Annotated in this window: 24 protein-coding genes and 1 other annotated feature; of the genes, 9 read left to right on the forward strand and 15 right to left on the reverse strand. The window is 46.3% G+C overall.

The window, feature by feature from the left end:
• Positions 1-195 precede the first annotated feature (195 nt).
• Entirely contained in the window at positions 196-1,125 is a 930-nt protein-coding gene (locus B3511_RS12560; protein WP_040074930.1) for a LysR substrate-binding domain-containing protein, read from the reverse strand.
• Positions 1,126-1,163: 38 nt separating this feature from the next.
• Positions 1,164-1,988 carry an SDR family oxidoreductase gene (locus tag B3511_RS12565; protein WP_286782614.1) on the reverse strand — a complete coding sequence of 275 codons (825 nt, stop codon included), beginning with the start codon at positions 1,986-1,988 and terminating at the stop codon, positions 1,164-1,166.
• 174 nt (positions 1,989-2,162) lie between these two features.
• On the opposite strand from B3511_RS12565, the gene hisL reads away from it, so the two are divergent.
• The 9 genes from hisL to hisIE all read left to right on the forward strand — a co-directional run bounded on the left by hisL (position 2,163) and on the right by hisIE (position 9,378).
• Entirely contained in the window at positions 2,163-2,213 is a 51-nt protein-coding gene (gene hisL / locus B3511_RS12570) for a his operon leader peptide (protein WP_154298781.1), read from the forward strand.
• Positions 2,189-2,311, forward strand: a sequence feature (His leader region). Its footprint overlaps the gene before it by 25 nt.
• Positions 2,312-2,356: 45 nt before the next feature.
• Positions 2,357-3,256 carry an ATP phosphoribosyltransferase gene (gene hisG / locus B3511_RS12575; RefSeq protein WP_040074928.1) on the forward strand — a complete coding sequence of 300 codons (900 nt, stop codon included), beginning with the start codon at positions 2,357-2,359 and terminating at the stop codon, positions 3,254-3,256.
• A 5-nt stretch (positions 3,257-3,261) separates the two neighbouring features.
• Positions 3,262-4,566 carry a histidinol dehydrogenase gene (hisD, locus tag B3511_RS12580; protein WP_286782616.1) on the forward strand — a complete coding sequence of 435 codons (1,305 nt, stop codon included), beginning with the start codon at positions 3,262-3,264 and terminating at the stop codon, positions 4,564-4,566.
• Positions 4,563-5,624, forward strand: a complete 1,062-nt coding sequence (hisC, locus tag B3511_RS12585; protein WP_286782617.1) for a histidinol-phosphate transaminase — start codon at positions 4,563-4,565, stop codon at positions 5,622-5,624. The genes hisD and hisC overlap by 4 nt, the downstream gene beginning before the upstream one ends.
• Positions 5,621-6,688 carry a bifunctional histidinol-phosphatase/imidazoleglycerol-phosphate dehydratase HisB gene (gene hisB / locus B3511_RS12590; RefSeq protein ID WP_212477803.1) on the forward strand — a complete coding sequence of 356 codons (1,068 nt, stop codon included), beginning with the start codon at positions 5,621-5,623 and terminating at the stop codon, positions 6,686-6,688. Before hisC ends, hisB begins: the two co-directional genes overlap by 4 nt.
• Positions 6,688-7,278, forward strand: coding sequence for an imidazole glycerol phosphate synthase subunit HisH (gene hisH, locus B3511_RS12595; protein ID WP_286782619.1), 591 nt, complete (start codon positions 6,688-6,690; stop codon positions 7,276-7,278). Before hisB ends, hisH begins: the two co-directional genes overlap by 1 nt.
• Positions 7,278-8,015 carry a 1-(5-phosphoribosyl)-5-[(5-phosphoribosylamino)methylideneamino]imidazole-4-carboxamide isomerase gene (gene hisA / locus B3511_RS12600; RefSeq protein ID WP_286782620.1) on the forward strand — a complete coding sequence of 246 codons (738 nt, stop codon included), beginning with the start codon at positions 7,278-7,280 and terminating at the stop codon, positions 8,013-8,015. Before hisH ends, hisA begins: the two co-directional genes overlap by 1 nt.
• Positions 7,997-8,773 (forward strand): imidazole glycerol phosphate synthase subunit HisF, encoded by a 777-nt coding sequence (gene hisF, locus B3511_RS12605; RefSeq protein WP_040074922.1) that lies wholly within the window; start codon positions 7,997-7,999, stop codon positions 8,771-8,773. The genes hisA and hisF overlap by 19 nt, the downstream gene beginning before the upstream one ends.
• Positions 8,767-9,378: a bifunctional phosphoribosyl-AMP cyclohydrolase/phosphoribosyl-ATP diphosphatase HisIE gene (gene hisIE, locus B3511_RS12610; RefSeq protein ID WP_286782622.1), complete on the forward strand. Its 612-nt coding sequence runs from the start codon at positions 8,767-8,769 to the stop codon at positions 9,376-9,378. The genes hisF and hisIE overlap by 7 nt, the downstream gene beginning before the upstream one ends.
• A gap of 41 nt (positions 9,379-9,419) precedes the next feature.
• Here hisIE and wzzB read toward each other — a convergent pair whose 3' ends face one another.
• The 13 genes from wzzB to B3511_RS12675 all read right to left on the reverse strand — a co-directional run bounded on the left by wzzB (position 9,420) and on the right by B3511_RS12675 (position 23,101).
• Positions 9,420-10,400, reverse strand: coding sequence for an LPS O-antigen chain length determinant protein WzzB (wzzB, locus tag B3511_RS12615; protein WP_286782624.1), 981 nt, complete (start codon positions 10,398-10,400; stop codon positions 9,420-9,422).
• A gap of 232 nt (positions 10,401-10,632) precedes the next feature.
• On the reverse strand, positions 10,633-11,799 hold the full coding sequence (gene ugd, locus B3511_RS12620) for a UDP-glucose 6-dehydrogenase (RefSeq protein ID WP_286782626.1): 1,167 nt from the start codon (positions 11,797-11,799) through the stop codon (positions 10,633-10,635).
• A gap of 253 nt (positions 11,800-12,052) precedes the next feature.
• Entirely contained in the window at positions 12,053-13,459 is a 1,407-nt protein-coding gene (gene gndA / locus B3511_RS12625) for an NADP-dependent phosphogluconate dehydrogenase (protein ID WP_286782628.1), read from the reverse strand.
• 192 nt (positions 13,460-13,651) lie between these two features.
• Entirely contained in the window at positions 13,652-15,070 is a 1,419-nt protein-coding gene (locus B3511_RS12630) for a phosphomannomutase (RefSeq protein WP_286782630.1), read from the reverse strand.
• A 5-nt stretch (positions 15,071-15,075) separates the two neighbouring features.
• The gene (locus B3511_RS12635; RefSeq protein ID WP_286782631.1) at positions 15,076-15,822 is read right to left on the reverse strand and encodes a glycosyltransferase family 2 protein; all 747 of its coding nucleotides are present in this window, start codon (positions 15,820-15,822) and stop codon (positions 15,076-15,078) included.
• Entirely contained in the window at positions 15,822-17,228 is a 1,407-nt protein-coding gene (locus B3511_RS12640; protein ID WP_286782633.1) for a mannose-1-phosphate guanylyltransferase/mannose-6-phosphate isomerase, read from the reverse strand. Before B3511_RS12640 ends, B3511_RS12635 begins: the two co-directional genes overlap by 1 nt.
• 5 nt (positions 17,229-17,233) lie before the next feature.
• Positions 17,234-17,695: a GDP-mannose mannosyl hydrolase gene (locus B3511_RS12645; protein WP_286782635.1), complete on the reverse strand. Its 462-nt coding sequence runs from the start codon at positions 17,693-17,695 to the stop codon at positions 17,234-17,236.
• A 3-nt stretch (positions 17,696-17,698) separates the two neighbouring features.
• Positions 17,699-18,664, reverse strand: a complete 966-nt coding sequence (gene fcl / locus B3511_RS12650; RefSeq protein WP_286782637.1) for a GDP-L-fucose synthase — start codon at positions 18,662-18,664, stop codon at positions 17,699-17,701.
• Between the two features lie 4 nt (positions 18,665-18,668).
• Complete coding sequence (gene gmd / locus B3511_RS12655; RefSeq protein WP_286782638.1) at positions 18,669-19,787, reverse strand: GDP-mannose 4,6-dehydratase; 1,119 nt, start codon at positions 19,785-19,787, stop codon at positions 18,669-18,671.
• A gap of 15 nt (positions 19,788-19,802) precedes the next feature.
• On the reverse strand, positions 19,803-20,366 hold the full coding sequence (locus B3511_RS12660) for a CatB-related O-acetyltransferase (protein ID WP_286782640.1): 564 nt from the start codon (positions 20,364-20,366) through the stop codon (positions 19,803-19,805).
• Positions 20,338-21,468, reverse strand: a complete 1,131-nt coding sequence (locus B3511_RS12665) for a glycosyltransferase family 4 protein (RefSeq protein ID WP_286782642.1) — start codon at positions 21,466-21,468, stop codon at positions 20,338-20,340. The genes B3511_RS12660 and B3511_RS12665 overlap by 29 nt, the downstream gene beginning before the upstream one ends.
• A gap of 8 nt (positions 21,469-21,476) precedes the next feature.
• Positions 21,477-22,022, reverse strand: a complete 546-nt coding sequence (locus tag B3511_RS12670) for a hypothetical protein (RefSeq protein WP_286782644.1) — start codon at positions 22,020-22,022, stop codon at positions 21,477-21,479.
• A gap of 341 nt (positions 22,023-22,363) precedes the next feature.
• Positions 22,364-23,101, reverse strand: a complete 738-nt coding sequence (locus tag B3511_RS12675) for a glycosyltransferase (RefSeq protein ID WP_286782646.1) — start codon at positions 23,099-23,101, stop codon at positions 22,364-22,366.
• Positions 23,102-23,106 lie beyond the last annotated feature (5 nt).

Genomic DNA, 23,106 nt, shown 5'->3' on the forward strand with positions numbered 1-23,106 from the left:
ACTGTCGGATTTTAGTAAATATCTATCCGGTACGAAGCCCGGCCTCTTGGTTTTAGTTTCGTTTCGTACATGCAAAAAAAAATAACCGACGCCTTTTATATCGTCGATTATTCATTTGTTTGCAGCGGCGGCATTTTGCCCCATCTGCTGGCAGTAATGCAATAGATTGCGAAGGCATGCAAAACTTTATTTGATCTAACTGGCTGATTTTTCGACGCCAGCTGCTGCATAAACTGCAGCAATAGCACTATTTGCTAAAATCTCTTGCCGCCACCATGCACTGGCAAGCCCAGCAGTTTGCTCATTCCAGCCTATCCATACCGACTCATCACTGGTCTGTGCTAAAACCTGCTTTTCTATTAGCGCTCCGCTTTCTATAAAGCGCTGGGCTAAATAGCGAGGCAGATAACCGCAACCGAGGCCGTTTATTTGCAGTTCGAGTTTAGTTTTAAAGTCAAAGACGGTGATGGCCTCTTGATCGTCGAGCAGTTGAGACGAAACCGCACAGCCAGGCAAACTATTATCTCCCACCACGATAGCGCGGTAATTTTTAATAACGCGTCGGTTAATAGGTTCGGCTTCCTGAGCAAGGGGGTGATGCGGCGCTACAACGAAGACCTGCTCCAGTTTACCAAGACAGGCAAAGCCAAAGGCACTGAGCTGGGGAGGCTCATGGAGTGCACCGACGATAATGTCCGCCCGGCCCTGAATTAGTGCCTCCCAGGACCCGGCCAGCACGCCGTTGATAAATTTCAGCCGGGTGACGCTATGGCGCGCATAAAAAGCCTCGATCAGCGGAGCCAGTAACGAAAACGGAAAGGTATCATCCACGCCAATGACCAGTTCATTTTCCCATCCCTGGTGCAGTTTAATGGCCTGTTTTTCCAGCTCACGCACGGCGTGCAGTACATCCCGCCCCTTCTCCAGCAGCATTTGCCCGGTACGGGTAAAGCGGGCGCGGTGCCCGGTACGATCGAGGATCTGGATATTGAGATCGCTTTCCAGCTTGTGCACGGTATAGCTGAGCGCCGAGGGCGTTTTAAACAGTTTTGCCGACGCAGCGGCAAAACTGCCCTCTTTTTCCAGCGCATCGAGGATGATAAGAACATCCAGCAGTGGTTTCATGCTTCCCCCTTGTGGCGCAATTGCCTCCGCGGGCTGCATCACTCCATCGGCATAACCAGCGGATCGGGAAATTGATACTCAAATCCCAGTTCGTGACAGATACGGTTACCATCAATCACTTTGCCTTTTCTTTCGCCCTGCGCATCGTGGAAATGCGGAGGTTCCAGACCAAGCTGACGCGCCATAACCGGGTAGAAGGTGCTACGAGCGGGATGAGAGGGCGCACATATATTATAGATGTGTCCGCCTTTTGGAGCCTGCAAAAGCAGGGTAATTGCCGCGATGACATCTTCAAGATGCACAAGATTAACGCCATGTTGCCCGTCCGGCGCCGTTTTCCCCGCAAAGAAACGACCCGGGTGACGCCCCGGCCCGACCAGGCCGGCAAGACGCAGGATATCAACCTGTGTACCCGGTAAATTGTGCAGCCAGTCCTCAAGGTCTTTTAATACCCGTCCGCTCGCGGTGACCGGCGCGCGCGGACTGTCCTCTTTTACCGTTCCTTCGGTATCGCCATAGACCGAGGTTGAACTGGTAAAGATAATTCGCGGAATGTGATGGGCCAGGGCGCTGTCGACAATCTCCTGCATCGCCTGCAGGTAGAATCCGTCTCCCGGTCCGGTTCGGCGGGCGGGCAGCGTAATGACCAGCGCGTCGACATTCATCAGCGTATCCAGATCGTCGGCATCGCAGATAAGCTCTGGCTCCAGGCGCAATTCGACCCCTTCGATACCACACATCCGTGCGGCTTCCACGCCGTCTGCGGTGGTTTTGCTGCCCGTCACCTGCCAGCCTCTTGCCGTTAATGACATCGCCAGCGGCATCCCTAACCACCCTAAACCGACAATTGCGACCTTTTTCATCCGTCTTCTCCTGACATTTACGCGTCTCTGTTAAGGCTACGCCAGCCGTCCGGAACTGACAATTCATAGCTACAATATGAAATGAATTAATGATTAAAAAAAGCCCTTGCTTTCAGTGACACAAGTGGTTTAGGTTAAAAGACATCACATGAATAAGCATTCATCGAGAATTTTATGACACGCGTTCCATTTAAACACCACCATCATCACCATCATCCTGACTAGTCTTTCAGGCGATGTGTGCTGGAAGACATTCAGATCTTCCAGTGGTGCATGAACGCAAGAAAAGCCCCCGGAAGATCTTCTTCCGGGGGCTTTTTTTTGGATCGTATTCAGACAGGTTAAAACAGGATCACGAGGAACCAACAATGTTAGATAATTCACGTTTACGCATAGCTATTCAGAAATCAGGCCGTTTGAGCGACGATTCACGCGAACTTCTGGCGCGCTGCGGCATTAAGATTAACCTGCACACACAGCGCCTGATCGCGCTGGCAGAGAATATGCCGATTGATATTCTGCGCGTACGTGATGACGATATTCCAGGCCTGGTGATGGATGGCGTGGTGGATCTGGGCATTATTGGCGAGAACGTGCTGGAAGAAGAGCTACTGACCCGCCGTGCGCAGGGTGAGGATCCGCGTTACTTTACGCTACGTCGTCTGGACTTCGGCGGTTGCCGCCTGTCGCTGGCAACCCCGGCTGACGAAGCTTGGGACGGCCCGGCCTCCCTCAACGGTAAGCGCATCGCCACCTCTTATCCGCACCTGCTGAAGCGTTACCTCGACCAGAAAGGGGTGCAATTTAAATCCTGTCTGTTGAATGGTTCAGTTGAGGTCGCGCCGCGCGCCGGACTGGCCGATGCCATCTGTGACCTGGTTTCCACCGGTGCGACCCTCGAGGCGAATGGCCTGCGTGAAGTGGAAGTCATGTTCCGTTCAAAAGCCTGTCTGATTCAGCGCGATGGCGAGATGCCTGATGCCAAACAACAGCTGATTGACCGCCTGCTGACCCGTATCCAGGGCGTTATCCAGGCGCGTGAATCCAAATACATCATGATGCACGCCCCGACCGAGCGTCTGGACGAAGTGATTGCCCTACTGCCGGGTGCCGAGCGCCCAACCATTCTTCCGCTGGCAGGCGATCAGCAGCGCGTAGCAATGCACATGGTGAGCAGCGAAACCCTCTTCTGGGAAACCATGGAAAAACTGAAATCGCTGGGTGCCAGCTCTATCCTGGTACTGCCTATTGAGAAGATGATGGAGTAATGGCCATGAGCTTTAACACAATCATCGACTGGAATAGCTGTAGTGCCGCGCAGCAAGGAGAATTACTGATGCGCCCGGCGATCTCCGCCTCCGACAGCATTACCCGTACCGTTGCGGAGATTCTCGAAAACGTCAAAAAACGTGGCGATGACGCACTGCGTGAATACGGTGCTAAGTTCGATAAAACCGAGGTGGGTGCCCTGAAGGTCAGTGCGGAAGAGATTGATGCCGCCAGCGCGCGCCTGAGCGATGAACTGAAGCAGGCGATGGCCGTTGCTGTAAAGAATATCGACACCTTCCACACGGCGCAGAAACTGCAAAACGTCGATATCGAAACCCTGCCAGGCGTGCGCTGCCAGCAGGTAACCCGCCCGATTGACTCTGTCGGCCTTTATATCCCGGGGGGCTCAGCCCCTCTCTTTTCTACCGTATTAATGCTGGCGACCCCGGCACGCATTGCGGGTTGCCGTAAAGTGGTGCTCTGTTCTCCTCCGCCAATTGCCGATGAGATCCTCTATGCCGCACAGCTGTGCGGCGTGCAGGATATCTTCAACGTGGGTGGCGCGCAGGCTATCGCAGCTCTGGCGCTGGGCACCGATTCGATTCCTCGCGTGGATAAGATCTTTGGCCCTGGCAATGCCTTCGTGACCGAAGCCAAGCGCCAGGTGAGCCAGCGTCTGGACGGTGCGGCCATTGATATGCCTGCCGGCCCTTCTGAAGTGCTGGTGATCGCCGACAGCGGTGCTACGCCTGACTTTGTTGCCTCCGATCTCCTGTCGCAGGCAGAGCACGGCCCCGATTCTCAGGTGATTTTACTGACGCCGGATGCGGGCATGGCACAATGCGTGGGCGAAGCCGTAGAGCGCCAGTTGGCCGATCTCCCCCGTGCAGAGACGGCCCGCCAGGCGTTATCTGCCAGCCGTCTGATTGTGGCCAGTGACCTTGCCCAGTGCGTGGCGATCTCTAACCTCTACGGACCAGAACACCTGATCATTCAGACCCGCAATGCCCGTGACCTGGTCGACAGCATTACCAGCGCTGGATCGGTGTTTCTGGGCGACTGGTCACCCGAATCCGCCGGCGATTACGCCTCGGGGACGAACCACGTGCTGCCAACCTATGGTTATACCGCTACCTGCTCCAGCCTGGGACTGGCAGATTTCCAGAAACGGATGACTGTGCAGGAACTCTCTCGTGAAGGCTTCGCCTCCCTGGCGGCGACCATCGAAACCCTGGCCGCTGCAGAACGCCTGACCGCCCATAAGAATGCCGTTACGCTGCGCGTTGCAGCCCTGAAGGAGCAAGCATGAACATTGAAGAGCTGGCCCGCGACAACATCCGCGCGCTGACCCCGTATCAGTCTGCTCGTCGTCTGGGCGGAAGCGGCGATGTCTGGCTGAATGCCAATGAATTCCCCACACCTGTGGAGTATCCCCTCACTCAACAAACGCTCAACCGCTATCCGGAATGCCAGCCAAAGGCGGTTATTGAAAATTATGCCGCTTATGCCGGCGTAAAGCCGGAGCAGGTGCTGGTTAGCCGGGGCGCTGACGAAGGCATCGAACTGCTGATTCGCGCGTTCTGTGAGCCAGGCAAGGACGCGGTGCTCTACTGCCCGCCAACCTACGGTATGTATAGCGTGAGCGCCGAAACCTTCAACGTGGAACTGCGCAAAGTGGCTGCCCGCGACGACTGGCAGCTCGATTTGCAGGCTATCGCCGATAATCTGGACGGCGTGAAGGTGGTGTTTGTCTGCAGCCCGAATAATCCGACCGGGCAACAGATCAATCCGCAGGATATCCGCACCCTGCTGGAGATGACTCGCGGGAAAGCACTGGTGGTGGCAGACGAAGCTTATATCGAGTTTTGCCCGCAGGCGACGCTGGCAGGCTGGCTGGATGAGTATCCGCACCTGGTGATCTTGCGTACATTATCGAAAGCCTTCGCCCTCGCCGGGCTGCGCTGTGGATTTACCCTGGCCAATAAACCGGTAATTGACCTGCTGATGAAGGTCATCGCGCCCTATCCGCTCTCTACGCCAGTTGCTGATATCGCGGCCCAGGCGCTGGCTCCGCGGGGCATTAACGCGATGCGTGACCGCGTGGCGCAGATCCTTGTTGAACGTCAGTACCTGGTGAACGCTTTAAAGTCCATTTCCTGCGTTGAACAGGTATTCGATTCGGAAACGAACTACATCCTGGTGCGCTTTACCGCCTCCAGCTCAGTATTTAAATCTTTGTGGGATCAGGGCATTATCTTACGGGATCAAAATAAACAACCTTCCCTGAGCGGCTGCCTGCGCATCACCATCGGCACCCGTAAAGAGAGCCAGCGCGTTATCGACGCCCTGAATGCGGAGAAAGTATGAGCCAGAAGACCCTCTTTATCGATCGTGACGGCACCCTTATTTCGGAGCCCCCCAGCGATTATCAGGTCGATCGTTTCGACAAACTGGCCTTTGAAGCCGACGTGATCCCTACTCTGCTGAAGCTGCAGAAAGCCGGTTTCAAACTGGTAATGATCACCAATCAGGATGGGCTGGGTACCGTCAGCTTCCCGCAGGCAGACTTTGACGGCCCGCATAACCTGATGATGCAGATCCTCTCCTCGCAGGGGGTGGTGTTCGATGACGTGCTTATCTGTCCGCACCTGCCGGCGGATAATTGCGAATGCCGTAAGCCGAAGGTCAAGCTGGTAGAGCAGTATCTGGCAGACGCGGTACTCGATAAGGCTAACAGCTATGTCATTGGCGACCGCCCCACCGACATTCAGTTGGCGGAGAACATGGGCATCGCTGGCCTGCGTTACAACGCTAACGACCTTAACTGGGCCATGATTGGCGAACAACTCACGAAACGCGACCGCTACTCTCACGTTGAGCGTAATACCAAAGAGACGCAAATTGATGTGAAGGTCTGGCTGGATCGCGAAGGCGGTAGCAAAATCCACACCGGCGTCGGTTTTTTTGACCATATGCTGGATCAGATCTGTACCCACGCCGGTTTTCGCATGGAGATCGCCGTTAAAGGTGACCTTTATATTGATGATCACCACACCGTCGAAGATACCGGTCTGGCGTTGGGCGAAGCCCTCAAGCTGGCGCTGGGGGACAAGCGTGGCATCAACCGCTTTGGTTTTGTGCTGCCCATGGATGAGTGCCTGGCACGCTGTGCCCTCGACATTTCGGGTCGGCCGCACCTGGAATACAAAGCCGATTTTACCTATCAGCGCGTCGGCGACCTGAGCACAGAGATGGTCGAGCACTTCTTCCGTTCACTCTCCTACACCATGGGTGTAACCCTACACCTAAAAACCAAAGGGAAGAACGATCACCACCGCGTAGAGAGCTTGTTTAAAGCCTTCGGCCGTACGTTGCGCCAGGCTATTCGTGTGGAAGGTGACGCCCTGCCGTCGTCGAAGGGAGTGCTGTAATGAATGTGGTGATCCTTGATACCGGCTGCGCCAATCTGAACTCGGTAAAATCGGCCATTGCCCGTCACGGTTATGACCCCGTGGTGAGCCGTGATGCCGATATTGTGCTGCGCGCCGACAAACTGTTTTTACCCGGCGTGGGCACCGCCCAGGCCGCGATGGACCAGATCCACGTGCGTGAGTTAGTCGAACTGATCAAAGCCTGCACCCAACCGGTATTGGGTATCTGCCTCGGCATGCAGCTTCTGGGTCGCCGTAGCGAAGAGAGTAACGGCGTGGATTTGCTGGATATTATCGAGCAGGACGTCCCCAAAATGACCGACCACGGTCTGCCGCTGCCGCATATGGGCTGGAACCGCGTCTACCCGAAAGCGGGTAATCGCCTGTTCCAGGGCATTGAGGATGGCGCCTATTTCTACTTTGTGCACAGTTACGCCATGCCAGTGAACACTTACACCATTGCCCAGTGCCAATACGGCGAAGCATTTACCGCAGCGGTGCAGAAAGATAACTTCTATGGCGTGCAGTTCCACCCGGAGCGGTCGGGTGCCGCAGGCGCACAGCTGCTGAAAAACTTCCTGGAGATGTAATGATTATTCCAGCATTAGATTTGATTGACGGCACCGTTGTTCGTCTGCACCAGGGCGACTACGGCCAGCAGCGCGATTATGGCAAGGATCCGCTGCCGCGTTTGCAAGATTATGCCGCTCAGGGGGCTGAAGTACTGCACCTTGTAGACCTTACCGGCGCAAAAGATCCCACCAAGCGCCAAATCTCCCTCCTGACAAAACTGGTTGCCGGCGTGAACGTGCCGGTGCAGGTCGGTGGTGGCGTACGTATTGAAGAAGATGTGGCGGCGTTGCTTAACGCGGGCGTGGCGCGCGTGGTGGTCGGTTCTACTGCGGTAAAAGATCCCGAAACGGTGAAAGGCTGGTTTCGTCGCTTTGGCGCTGACGCGCTGGTATTAGCGCTGGACGTACGTATTGACGACCAGGGTACGAAGCAGGTAGCAGTAAGCGGCTGGCAGGAAAACTCCGGCGTCACCCTGGAAGCACTGGTGGATACTTATCTCCCGGTTGGTCTAAAGCATGTCCTTTGCACGGATATCTCCAGGGATGGCACCCTCGCGGGCTCGAACGTCTCGCTGTACGAAGAAGTCTGTGCCCGTTATCCGCAGGTGGCGTTCCAGTCTTCAGGTGGTATTGGTGAGCTGGATGATATTGCTGCCCTGCGTGGGACAGGCGTGCGTGGCGTGATCGTAGGACGCGCCCTGCTGGAAGAGAAATTTACGGTGACGGAGGCAATTCAATGCTGGCAAAACGGATAATTCCCTGCCTCGACGTACGCGATGGTCAGGTGGTAAAGGGGGTGCAGTTCCGCAACCACGAGATCATCGGCGACATCGTCCCGCTGGCCAAACGCTATGCCGATGAAGGCGCGGATGAGCTGGTCTTTTACGATATTACGGCCTCAAGCGATGGCCGCGTGGTGGATAAAAGCTGGGTGGCACGCGTCGCAGAAGTGATTGATATTCCGTTCTGCGTGGCGGGAGGCATCAAGTCGGCAGAGGATGCTGCAAAAATCCTCTCCTTCGGCGCTGATAAAATTTCTATCAACTCCCCTGCCCTGGCAGAGCCGGAGCTAATTACCCGTCTGGCGGATCGCTTTGGTGTACAGTGCATTGTGGTGGGGATTGATACCTGGTTTGATGAAGCCACCGGCAAATATCATGTTAACCAATATACCGGCGACGAAAGCCGCACCCGGGTAACGCAGTGGGAGACCCTCGACTGGGTGCAGGAGGTACAAAAACGCGGAGCGGGCGAAATCGTACTGAATATGATGAACCAGGACGGCGTACGCAACGGGTATGACCTGGCACAGCTGAGCAAAGTTCGCGCCGTGTGCAACGTGCCGCTGATCGCTTCTGGCGGTGCCGGAACGATGGAGCATTTCCTGGAAGCCTTCCGCGACGCTAATGTCGACGGTGCGCTGGCCGCATCGGTGTTTCACAAGCAGATAATTAATATTGGTGAGTTAAAAACGTTCCTGGCGGACCAGGGCGTGGAGATACGGGTATGTTAACAGAGCAACAACGCGCGCAGCTGGACTGGGAAAAAACCGACGGCCTGATGCCGGTCGTGGTACAGCACGCGGTATCGGGCGAAGTGCTAATGCTGGGGTATATGAATCAGGATGCCCTGCAGCAGACCCTCTCCACCGGTAAAGTGACTTTTTTCTCACGTACTAAACAGCGTTTATGGACCAAAGGTGAAACCTCGGGCCATTTCCTAAATGTGGTGAGCATCACGCCGGACTGTGATAACGATACCCTGCTGGTGCTGGTTAACCCTATCGGCCCAACCTGCCATCTGGGTACCAGCAGTTGCTTTGGTGAGGCCAGCCACCAGTGGCTGTTTTTATATCAGCTGGAGCAACTTTTAGCAGAACGTAAAACGGCCGACCCGGACAGCTCATATACTGCAAAACTTTACGCCAGCGGTACCAAACGTATCGCGCAGAAAGTGGGAGAAGAAGGTGTAGAAACCGCTCTCGCTGCGACGGTAAATGACCGCGACGAACTGACCAATGAAGCCTCTGATTTGATGTATCACCTGCTGGTGCTGCTTCAGGATCAGGAGCTGGATTTAACGACGGTTATTGAAAACTTGCGTAAAAGACACAAATAAAAAAACCGGGGAAACCCGGTTTTTTTTCACTTAATGAATCATCACGCTTTCTGCTGGTAATTTCGCAGTGCGTTCCGGCCGAGGACGAAACCAGAGCCGATCAGACCGCCGAGAAGCACGGCCAGGATAACCGTAATACTGCGCTTAGGACTGTCGCGACGAATAGGCAGGTCTGGCTTCATAACGTAGCGATAGCCATGAATGGACGTCGGCTCAATCTTGAGCTTTTCAATATCCAGCAGGCGCTGCTTGTTCTGATAATAGTCATTCGCAAAGGTCAATGGGCGCGAAGACTCGCGTTGCACCATCGTCGACAAGGCATCGGTCCCCAGCAGGAACATGCTGTCCTGAGTAACATCCTGCGTCTGTTGGATCTGCGGTTTGGTTACGTTGGCCGCCTCAGCATATTTGAGCGCTTCACTAATCTGTCTGATGCGCAGGTCTTTCTGCTCTTGCGCAATCTCTTCCTGGTTTTCAATCGAGGTCTTCAGGGTCGCAACCTGCTGCTCAATGTTATCTTTGAGATCGCTGAACAACTCTTTGCCGATCTGCTCATCAATCTCCTGAATGTATACAGCGAGCTGCTTCTGCGCGGCTTTCGCGGAATCACTCACATAGCTAACCTGAAGGGGTGCAGGCTGGCCTTTTACAACCGGCTCGATGGACAATTTTTCAGGCGCGTCTTTATTTTCCAGGGTGCCAGCTAAAGCTGAAATTGCAGCATTATAGCGATTGAACACGTTAGCCTGGATATCCTGCAGGCGGGGTGCAGAATTGCCATAAAGTACGTTTAAAGCGTTGCTGTAGGGGCCAATTTGAGCGGAATCAGGCTGAGTAATGATTGAGGATGATGACCATTGTTCTTTAGCCATCATCAGATAGGCGCCAGCAATGACAATAGCAATGGCAACAAACGCAGCGATCAACCATTTTCCACGCCAGAGCTGTAATAAAAGATCAATTAAATCAATCTGTTCCGGGTCACTGCTTCGTGAGACCACGTTGTTGTTATTGTACGTCATATAATCCTTAACAATGAAAAACCACAAGGCATAAAGTTATCAATACAGTTTATCGGTTGTTGCATGAATTTCTATAGGAAATCGACGAAGCATAAAGAAATGAGTACGACATATCCAACCTAAATACGCAGTTTCGGATTGCCTTTTCAGGATGAATTTTTCCTATAGTTAGCCTGATGAAAGCTGGTGCAATATAAAAATAATGCCCGGACAAGCCGGGCATTCAAGGTTTTCAATCATTGCCAAAGAGATCGCGGGTGTAGACCTTGTCGGCAACGTCGATAAGCTCTTCTGCCATACGGTTAGAGATAATGACATCGGCTTCTTCTTTGAAAGCCGCCAGATCACGAACCACACGGGAATTGAAGAAAGAATCTTCCAGCATTACCGGCTCGTAAATGATGACCGGGATACCTTTCGCCTTGATACGTTTCATAATCCCCTGAATAGAGGACGCGCGGAAGTTATCGGAACCACTCTTCATGATCAAACGATAGATACCGACCACTTTTGGCTGGCGCGCCAGGATGGAATCGGCAATAAAGTCTTTACGTGTGCGGTTGGCATCCACGATTGCCGAAATAATGTTGTTTGGCACCGATTGGTAGTTAGCCAGCAGCTGCTTCGTATCTTTTGGCAAGCAATAACCACCGTAGCCAAAAGAGGGATTGTTATAGTGATTGCCAATCCGCGGGTCGAGACAAACCCCTTCAATGATCTGTCTGGAATTCAGCCCCAGGCTCTCGGCATAGCTATCGAGCTCGTTGAAGTAGGCAACGCGCATGGCCAGGTAAGTGTTGGCAAAGAGTTTAATGGCTTCGGCTTCGGTGGCATCTGTAAACAGCACTTCAATATCTTTCTTAATCGCCCCTTCCTGAAGCAAAGCAGCGAATCGCTCTGCACGTTCTGAACGCTCGCCAATGACGATTCGTGAAGGATGGAGATTGTCATACAACGCCCTCCCCTCACGCAGGAATTCAGGAGAAAAGATGACGTTATCAATTCCCATCTTCTCTTTAATCGACTGCGTAAAACCTACCGGGATGGTCGATTTTATGATCATTACCGCATTTGGGTTGATCGCTGTGACATCTTTAATAACCGCTTCAACGCTGGAAGTATTGAAATAGTTAGTCTTCGGGTCATAGTCAGTAGGAGTTGCAATGATGACGTAATCAGCATTTCGATAAGCATCTTGCTTGTCCGTAGTGGCACGAAAATTGAGCGGCTTAGTGGTTAAATACTCCTGAATCTCTTTATCCACGATTGGCGACACTTTTTGGTTAAGCATATCAACCTTCGCCTGCACGATATCCAGCGCTACCACTTCGTGGTGCTGCGCAATCAGAATCCCATTTGAGAGACCGACATAACCTGTTCCGGAGATAGTTATTTTCATTCGTTTAACGTCTTAATTGGTAAGAATCTGGAGGCGAAACAACGCCAGCGCAATATACAACTGTTGGGGTTTTTACCCCTTAAGCCGAGCGACTGTCAAGGAAGTTACCTCTATACATTAAGCACGAATTGCAGCGATTTTTACAGGCTCAGCGAGGCCAGAAATGATAAACCGAGTCACCATGGGCATTCTGGCGCAAAAAAAAGCCCGGTAACATATACCGGGCTCGCATAGCATGCTGACTTAAATCAGATTAATCCAGCCATTCGGTGTGGAACACACCTTCTTTATCAGTACGCTTATAAGTGTGCGCGCCGAAGTAGTCACGTTGTGCCTGAATGAGGTTTGCTGGCAGAACAGCAGCACGGTAGCTGTCGTAATATGCAACAGCAGCGGAGAATGTCGGTACCGGAATACCATTCTGAACCGCATAAGCCACAACATCACGTAATGCCTGCTGGTAGTCATCCGCGATCTGTTTGAAGTAAGGCGCCAACAACAGGTTCGCGATCCCGGCATTTTCTGCGTAAGCATCGGTGATCTTCTGCAGGAACTGAGCACGGATGATGCAGCCTGCACGGAAGATCTTCGCGATTTCGCCGTAGTTCAGATCCCAGTTGTTCTCGTCAGATGCAGCGCGCAGCTGAGAGAAGCCCTGAGCGTAGGAAACAATTTTGCCGAGGTACAGCGCACGACGCACTTTCTCAACGAATTCCGTTTTGTCACCGGCAGGTCTAGCTTGTGGACCGCTCAACACTTTAGATGCGGCGACACGCTGCTCTTTCAGGGAAGAGATATAACGCGCAAATACAGATTCGGTAATCAGAGACAGCGGCTCGCCCAGATCCAGAGAGCTCTGGCTAGTCCACTTACCGGTACCTTTGTTCGCAGCTTCATCCAGAATCACGTCAACCAGATATTTACCGTCTTCGTCTTTCTTGGTGAAGATATCTTTAGTGATGTCGATCAGGTAGCTGCTCAGCTCGCCGTTGTTCCACTCGGTGAAGGTTTCCGCAAGCTCTTCGTTGGAGAGGTTAAGGCCACGTTTCAGCAATGCGTAAGCTTCAGCGATCAGCTGCATGTCGCCGTACTCAATACCGTTGTGAACCATCTTTACATAGTGACCTGCACCGTCCGGACCGATATAGGTCACACAAGGTTCACCATCTTCAGCAACTGCGGCGATTTTGGTCAGGATTGGCGCAACCAGCTCGTATGCTTCTTTCTGGCCACCAGGCATGATAGATGGACCTTTCAGAGCGCCCTCTTCACCGCCGGATACACCTGTACCGATGAAGTTGAAGCCTTCCTCAGACAGTTCACGGTTACGACGAATGGTGTCGTGGAAGAAGGTATTACCGCCATCAATAATGATGTCGCCTTTATCCAGATATGGTTTCAGTGAATCGATAGCAGCATCTGTACCTGCACCCGCTTTCACCATTAACAGGATACGACGAGGCGTTTCCAAAGATTCAACGAACTCCTGCACCGTGTAGAACGGAACCAGTTTCTTGCCCGGGTTCTCGGCAATCACTTCTTCGGTCTTATCACGGGAGCGGTTGAAAACGGAGACGGTATAACCACGGCTTTCGATATTGAGCGCCAGGTTGCGCCCCATCACTGCCATACCGACAACGCCGATCTGTTGTTTGGACATTACATACTCCTGTCAGGTGTGGTCACCGCGACATGCGCGCGGCTTGAAATGTGTATTCGATGTTAACTCAGGTCGTATGAAGCTGTGTAGTGTAAGATGCCCTAATTCTTAGGTAATCTATTAATATTTTATAAATCATAGTGACTTATAATTATAAGACGCTGAAAAATTCATCAAGTGCCTGACGCAAAACTACATCGACTGAATTTTATTCAATATAAACGCTACTCGCCCTTTCGCCTGTTCTTCATCTGCAGCTTCTGTGTAACAACGCAACTCTGGCGCATTGCCCGATGGGCGAAGATGGACAACATCACCATTGGTGAAAGTAAATCGAACGCCATCTGTCTGATCGATGATATGATAATCGATCACCTCAGAAAAAATTTCTTTAAGAAAATCATTAGGCGTAGATAATGCCCAGGCCAATATTTTTTTGCTCTGTTCGGTTGGGAAATTCTTAATACGGTCAGACCACGTGAAGCGTTGCGGTAGATTATTAACTAACGAGGAAATGTTTTCGTTACATGATGCCACTAATAGCATTAATGCTGGTAATACTGCATCGCGCGTTGGTAAAGCAGCGAGATCATTACCATTAATGTTTAAATCGGATGCTAAAAGAAAACCCCCATTAGCTTCGAAGCCTGCTACTGATTTATAATGTTTTGATAAAGAACTGAATGCGGCAATAACGTACGGAGAGCCAATTTTGGTACGTTCAACCCTTTTGAAATTATTAGAAAGTTCTATAACAGTGTTACAACTTACTGGCACTGCCAGAGCTTCTATACCTAGTGCTTGTGCAGTTAAAAGCCCAAGTATATCCCCACGTAACCAATTCCCCATTTCGTCGGAGATCAACGGACGGTCACCATCCCCATCTGTTGAAAAAATTGCATCAAGTTTGAGTTTTTCAGCCCAATCTCTAGCTAACTTACGGTCTTCATCACTTACAGCTTCAGTATCAATAGGAACGAATTCATCACTGCGTCCCAATGAAATAACCTCAGCACCTAATTTATGAAAAAGTGGAGCATACAAATCTCTACCAGCACTTGAATGTTCATATATTCCAATGCGCTTACCTTTAAGTATCGCACTATCATATAAAGAAGTATAACGGGAAATATAAGCGTTTGCTCCATCACTATTGACAGAAAGAGATGGTAACTCACTCACTGATGAGAAAACAAAGTCGCTATTAATAATAGCTGTTTCGTCAGCTTTGGTAATTTCTCCATCAGGTCGATAAAACTTAAGTCCATTTCGATCAAACGGAATATGACTGCCTGTTACCATTATGCAAGGAATAGTGTTTTTAAGTGCATAATATGCAAGCGCAGGAGTAGGTATGACCCCATGGTAATCTACATTATACCCTAACTGTTGGATTCCAGCAGCACAGGCCTGCGCGATTTCATAGCTACTAGGTCTATTATCAATTGCTATTGCAACGGTTTTAAAATTATAATTTTTACTGATGATCTGCAGGAAAGCATGTGCAAATGCAGCGCATACATTATGAGTAAAGTCTGCTACTAATCCTCGCGCACCACTCGTACCAAACGCAATACCACTGTTAGTGATGACATTTTGTGTAGTTAACATATTCGTTACTTCTTGATAAATTGTGGTAGTTTTGAAAGGTTTTTATATGCCAGCGCCACTGGCCATAAAATTCCATTTTTTCTCATAACCTTTATATCTTCAAGAGATTTTGTAATCATCGAAGATACAGAACGGTTGCTGATACCGCCAACTCTCATTTTTACCAGCACTTTAGGTAAATAACTGATTTCGATACGCTGCTTTAGAATATAACGCAGCAAAGAGTCATAATCAGCAGATATACGATAATCAAGGCAGAAATTACCATATTCGACGTAACAAGAACGTTTCATGTAGAAAGAAGGATGAGGAGGCATCCAGCCAAGCTGCATTTTAGCGCGACTGAAAACGCCACTTTTCCAGAGTCGAACGCGTTTGCCTATATCATTTTGTGAAACGTATTCAAGATCGCCATATACGGCGTCACAACCCGTGGATTTGAAAACTTCAGCAATATCACTTATTACATCATTATATGCCAAAAGATCATCTGAATGTAAAAATCCGATAACATCGCCGGTAGCAGCATTGATACCTTTATTCAGAGCGTCATAAATACCTTTATCAGATTCACATATGATTTTTGTGACTTTCGAACAGTTATCTTTTATCAAAGATACAGTATTATCTTTTGACGCACCGTCTACAATTATATATTCGATATCATTGTAAGATTGATGTTCAAGTGAGAGAAGAGTATCAAGTAATGTTTTTTCACTATTATACGTTGCCGTAATGATCGAAATACGCATTAATAACCTACTCCAGACGAAGAAACTCTAACCACATCGTCTTCTTCTAAATACACCCCTGAACGAACCTCAATAATCTCAAGAGGTATCTTTCCGGGATTTTCAATTGCGTGGGGCACACCTACAGGTATGTAAGTAGATTCATTCTCAGACACCAGGCAGGTTTTATCTTCAAAATGTACTTTTGCAGTACCTGACACAACGACCCAATGTTCAGTACGATGGTAATGAATTTGTTTAGCTGTAATTTGACCTGGCATAACGATGACATGCTTAACTTGATAGCGCTGACCTTCTGCTATGGTGTCATGGCTTCCCCATGGGCGAAATATTTCACGATGCTGCAGATATTCACTTCTATTTTTTTCTTTTAATTGCGCAACAATGCTTTTAACCTGTTGTACAGAGTCTTTATGGGCAACAAGCACAGCATCCTTTGTTTCAACAACCACAAGATCTTTGACTCCTACCACGCCAATCAATCTATGCTGAGAGTAGAGATAACTCCCTGAGGCGTTCTGTAAAAGCACATCACCACGTATGGCATTACCATCTTTATCTTTCGGGCTAATTTCCCAAAGTGCTGACCAGGAACCGACATCACTCCATTTAGCATCTAAAGGAACAACTACAGCTTCAGCCGTATTTTCCATCACCGCATAATCAATTGAATCCTCAGGGCAGCATTGGAATTCATTATTATCTAAGCGGATGAAATCAAGATCTTGCTTTGAATTAGCCAGAGATTTTTTACATGCTGAAAGTATATCTGGACGGAATCGCCCTAACTCTTCTAAAAATACGGATGCTTTAAACATAAACATACCGCTATTCCAAAGATACCCGCCATCGGTTAAATATTCCTTAGCTAAGGTCAATTCAGGTTTTTCAATAAATGCTGCAACTCTATAACCATCGCCATTTAACTTTTCACCGGTTTTAATGTAACCATAACCTGTTTCAGGTGAAGTAGGAATAATTCCGAACGTAACCAATTTTCCTTGATTTGCAAATTTTTCTGCTTCACCAATCGCAAGCGTAAAATTTTCCTCATCCTGAATTTCGTGGTCGGCAGCAAGAACCAGCAATATGGGATCATCCCCGTCAGCTATCGCTTGCAATGCTGCTAAAGCTACTGCTGGTGCAGTGTTACGACCGTCCGGTTCAAGCAAGATACCACTATGTTGCAATCCCTCTTTACGCAATTGTTCCGCAACAATAAAACGATGAGACTCATTGCAAATTACAAGAGCTGGACTGTGCTGCACTTTCTCTAGTCGACGAAGTGTTTCTTGCAACATCGTCATACTGCTATTTAATGATAAAAACTGTTTTGGATACAGTGTGCGAGAAAGAGGCCAAAGCCTGGTTCCAGAGCCACCTGCCATAATGACGGGAAGTAACATATATATTACCTTGATAAGAAATAATTTTTGGTGTATTGATGCACTGAAGCATTAGAGAGCAAATTATCGATATCGAACCACTGATAGGCTTTATGCTGTATTTTTGGCAGTCTTAATTCATGTTCTTCAATGAGTAATGAATATCCATGCACGACATAATGCGTTGAGAAATTATCATCGAAATAATTATCATCATAAAAATGCTCATAAACACCAAGAAATGCTGAGTCACTCAAAAGAATTTCTTTTCCAAGTTCTTCCAAGCTAATTCGTTTAAATGCGCTCTCGAAAGATTCATCCTTGAAGATTCGTCCACCAGGTACAAACCAAAAATTTTGTGCAGGACGATTTTGGCGCTGGCCTAACAGCGCCTTTCCTTCACAGTTTCTTATGATGAAATCGATCGAGATTAGGGGTGTATTTGCGACAATTGTCTTAAATAGTGGTAACTCTAATCTCGCATTCATTAACTACCCTCGGAAAGTGTCAATATTATCCAGGAACCATTTATAAGTTAATGCAAGACCATCGTGCAAACTGAAATTATATTGCCACCCGAGATTCTGTAAACGTGTCACATCCATTAATTTGCGAGGCGTTCCATCCGGCTTAGAGGTATCAAAAACCACTTTACCATGGAAGCCAACTACAGCGGCCATCGTTTCAGCCATTTCGCGAATAGTACAATCAACGCCAGTACCGACATTGATGTGGGACAACATTGGCTGTGTATTATCTTGATAAGTTTTTTCATCCAAGTTCATCACATGAATAGATGCAGCAGCCATATCATCAACGTACAGAAATTCACGCATGGGTGTGCCTGTTCCCCAAACGACAACTTCTGAGGCACCACTCTCTTTAGCTTCATGGAAACGACGCATTAGCGCAGGGATCACATGTGAATTTTGAGGGTGAAAATTGTCATTCATGCCATACAAATTTGTTGGCATAACACTGCGATAATCACATCCATACTGACGATTATATGATTCGCAAAGTTTAATGCCTGCGATTTTAGCTACTGCATAAGGTTCATTAGTCGCTTCAAGCACACCAGTCAGAAGTGCTGATTCTTGCATTGGCTGTTCTGCATACTTTGGATAAATGCAGCTAGAACCCAGGAATAACAACTTATTAATTCCAACCATATGCGCAGCATGAATGATGTTACACTCAATCATTAAATTCTGGTAAATAAACTCTGCCGGGAACGTATTATTTGCATGAATACCCCCAACCTTAGCTGCAGCAAGATATACTTGGTCTATTTTTTCTTCAGCAAAAAATGCCGTAACATCTGATTGCGAGGTTAAGTCTAATTGTTCATGCGTTCTAACAACTAATTCAACATTATCTTGCTGTGATAGCTGACGGCAAATTGCAGAACCTACCATCCCGCGATGGCCAGCAACGTAGATACGTTTTTGCGACATATGCTTAACGCTCCAGTGAAACAGACACGTCATAGCCATGACTCTTGAGGAGAGCATGCTGTTTAGCTTTAGCCAAATCATTTGCTACCATTTCGGCACACATTTCCTCAACTGTGATTTCAGGAACCCAACCCAAAACATTTTTTGCTTTTGTCGGATCTCCCAGTAACGTTTCTACTTCTGCTGGACGGAAATAGCGGGGATCTACGCGGACAATTACATCTCCCACGTTTACACCAATCGCACAATCAGAAGTTTTATTACTTACAGTGCCAATTTCATCGACTCCATTTCCACTGAATTCGATTTCAAGACCAACTTCTTTAGCAGACATACGGACAAATTCCCGCACAGTGATTTGTTTGCCTGTAGCAATTACAAAATCTTCAGGATGATCTTGCTGAAGCATCATCCATTGCATACGTACATAATCTTTTGCATGGCCCCAGTCACGTAAGGAATCCATGTTGCCCAGATATAAACAATTTTCAATGCCTTGAGAAATATTGGCCATTGCACGCGTAATTTTGCGTGTTACGAATGTTTCACCCCGGCGTGGAGATTCATGGTTGAACAAAATCCCATTACATGCGTACATACCGTAAGATTCACGATAGTTGACGGTAATCCAATACGCATACAATTTCGCTACAGCATAAGGGGAGCGAGGATAGAATGGAGTTGTCTCCCGCTGAGGTATTTCCTGAACAAGCCCATACAGCTCTGAAGTAGAGGCCTGGTAAAAGCGCGTTTTTTTCTCAAGCCCACAGATACGAATTGCTTCAAGTAACCGTAAAGTCCCCATTGCATCAACATCTGCAGTGTATTCAGGAGATTCAAATGATACAGCTACGTGTGACTGTGCCCCCAAGTTATACACTTCATCGGGTTGGATTTCCTGAATCAATCTGACAAGATTTGATGTATCGGTTAAATCGCCATAATGCAAAATGAAATGTGGATCTTCGTTATGACGATCTTGATATATGTGGTCAACACGCTCAGTATTGAATGAGGACGCTCGACGTTTAATACCATGAACTTCATAACCCTTTTCTAACAAAAATTCTGCAAGATAGGAGCCATCCTGTCCAGTAACGCCTGTTATTAATGCTTTTTTCATCTTTTCCTCTTTCACTTATATACAATAATTTCTATTAACTTGTGAACTATCTGAAATTTTTTTGCTATGAGCTTCTATTTCAAATTCATCGAATCTCATTCTAATAAATTTTGCCGGATTTCCTGCAACTATTGAATAAGGTTTGACATCTTTTAAAACCACGCTGCCCATACCAATAATGGCGCCCTCACCTATAGAAACTCCTGCTTTTATACATGAATTAGCACCTATCCATACATCATTACCTATTTTGGTTTCATCAACCTCTTGACGACCAGAGAAATACATTGGTTGACCGATTACATCAAACGCATGATCGCTTCCTGCTATAACAACATATGGACCAAACATGACATAATTACCGCAACTCACTTTAGGGCCAATAAAACATCCTTTATTAATAAATGAATATTTACCCAGACAAAAATCTTTAGATAGAAACAGCGGCTTCAAGACTCGTGCGCTAGAGTCAACGCCATATACACCATATTTAATTTTAAAAATTGATGTATAAAAATGTCTTACGAATTCGTAAAATGCTTTGTTTTTTTTAAATATCCGCATCATCTTTTTTAACATTCTCCCAGATCAGGCGAGCCTGGTTTTTAGGATTATAAAATTCTAAAATTGGTCTTCTACATTTATCTCTGATTTCATTACGACCTACCTTAGCAATTATTAAGCGCCATTTTTCTATTTTATCAGCTAATGACAAAATATCATTGTCTACAAAAAAATCTCCATTTACTCCAGGTTCGATCACTTCAAATTCCGGCATTTGGTGTGAAAAATCATCATTGGTTATTACTGGGGTTCCATATACTAAAGCATGCATAGCAGTAAGCCCAACGTTGCCTGGAGAAACACAAATATCACTGCTATATATCAGCAGCGATAATTGCTTCTCATCATGAAGTGCACCTTTGAAATAGACAATATCGTTCAGACCACATTTATCAACTAGATCTTTTAAATTTTTTTCTTCAGGACCTGTACCAATTATCAATAATTCATACAACGACCTATCAAGATGATTTAATGCTTTAAGGAGAATATCTAGCTTTTTAATCTTTGTGAGCCTGCCAACAAAAAGCAATTTAGTCTTTTCAACACAATTCATATGTGGGGAATGGCATGTTTTTTCATCTAACACAAGAGTATTATAATACTTATCTTGTCGATCAACATCTAAACTATTATATATTACAGATATTTTTTTTCTGTCTGACATCAATCGTTTAGCATGTTCGCCATAAGTCATATAAATATGCGGCAAATTATTAAAGAGATCTCTTATTATTTTTTTAAGACCCGTTTCACTGCCATAAACGCCATGCCCCCAAAAAAGTATTTTTTTCCCTAATAGTTTGAAAACAATCGAGGCGATCCAAGTTGAAATAAAATTAAACTGCCCTAAAAATATAATCACATCGGGAGACTCTGAATATATTTTTTTTAAGATCCCCTTTTGCCACAAGAATTTACCGAACCAACAGTTTTTAACTTTCTTAAAATATTTATCATTATCGGAAAAATCATAAACTTTTAAATTTGGTTCATTTGCATGATTATCAGCGATAAAGATAATTGAATCATTATGATCTCTTGCTGTGTTTATTAACTCATTTATAACTGCTTTTCTATAATGTGCGAAGTAATGATAAACTATTACTAATTTCATTTCTTGCCTTATCTTTTTATCTTAATCAATCGAATAATGTTTAAAATTGATACACAAAAAAACAGTCGTCGATATTGCTTAGCTTTTGCATATTTCATAAATCTTTTAGCGCTGCCCTGCATGTGCAAAAATGCAACAGGAACAATATTGTCATTATATTTATAAAATAACTTTTTATTAATAACTTTGTATTTATGATCAAAAATAATATACTCTCGTCCGCAATTCATAGATTCATTAGTGGAGACGTTGAAGTTGAGATAATAGTTATCTATGTTAAATAAATTTAGGATATCTTTGCGGTTATGAGCAAACATATACAATAACGTCATATCACAAATGCCACCCGGGATTTTGTTCTGTATATGATAATTATATTTTTCAATAAGAACTCTTGATTTAATTTGATACTGCTCAATGAAAAATCTAATAAACTCTTCCAATACATCTAATTTCCAGTAGCATAAATGAGGAGAAGCTGTCATTCTGTTATTAGATTGTTCATGAGGAATAAAATACGCAGCGCCATAATTTTCAAAATCATCAAAAAGCATAGTACATTCATGGAGCATTAACATGTCGGAATCGCAATGTATAAATTCATCAATATTATTTTTCTTAGCGAATTCGTACATTGCAATATATCTATAAAAGCATATTTTTTCAAATAATTCAGAATTGCTAGATAGATGCAAATACACCTTATCGAACGTATTCGTATAATTATTTGAGAGAGAATTCAAATTAATCCAGTTAGAAGTTAAATTTTTATTTTCTTCATCTCCCAGAAGATAAACTTTATTAAATTGTTGTATTGACGATAAACAGGACTTTAAATAGTCTTGTCGACCTTTATGTACCACTATAAAGGGTATATTTTTTTTCATAATATTTTTTAAAGTTGCTTATTGAGAAAAGTGGTATGTTTTATATTTATAAATCGTAGAGCTTTAACAAACAAGAACCGAGTTAATTTGATGATTCCAAATTGTCTGAAAATAATTATATAAATTTCTTTTTTTGTCTTCCATTGGTGGACACTCGATAGCCCTCCTCCTTCGTAGACAGCTATGGGCATCGATATATATTTAAAAACACTATCGCACTTATAATACTGAATTGTAAAATCTAAATCTGAAAATAATTTATATCTGAGATCATATTTCATATTTTTATTTTTTTTATATATTATGCACTGATGGCAGGCATTTATAATGCCGTATTGCATACTCTCTGGTGTATAGGGCTTTTGCAAAATGCCAAACTCATCAATTTTATCGCCATAATATACGTCAGCATTTTCATCATCATTTTTGATATAATTATGTAATTCTTCTAATGTGTCTGAATTAGCTAAAATATCCCCAGAATTTAAAAACAAAAAATAATCATTGTTAGGTACGCTAGCAATACCTTTATTCATTGCATCATATACGCCATTATCTTTTTCTATTATTAACGTATCAATCCAATCTTGCTGTCCCTTTAATAATTCAGCACTACCATCTTTGGAAAAACCATCAATCGCAATAAATCGCCAGTGGTCTTTAGCCAAAGTCTGCGATTGCAGCGAATTCAATGTTTGATTCAAGCCCTTGTGGTTGTTCCAATTTACGGTAATTATATTTAACATTTGTA

It is taken from the genome of Leclercia sp. UBA1284, from assembly GCF_002308415.1.
Classification (GTDB): domain Bacteria; phylum Pseudomonadota; class Gammaproteobacteria; order Enterobacterales; family Enterobacteriaceae; genus Enterobacter; species Enterobacter pneumoniae.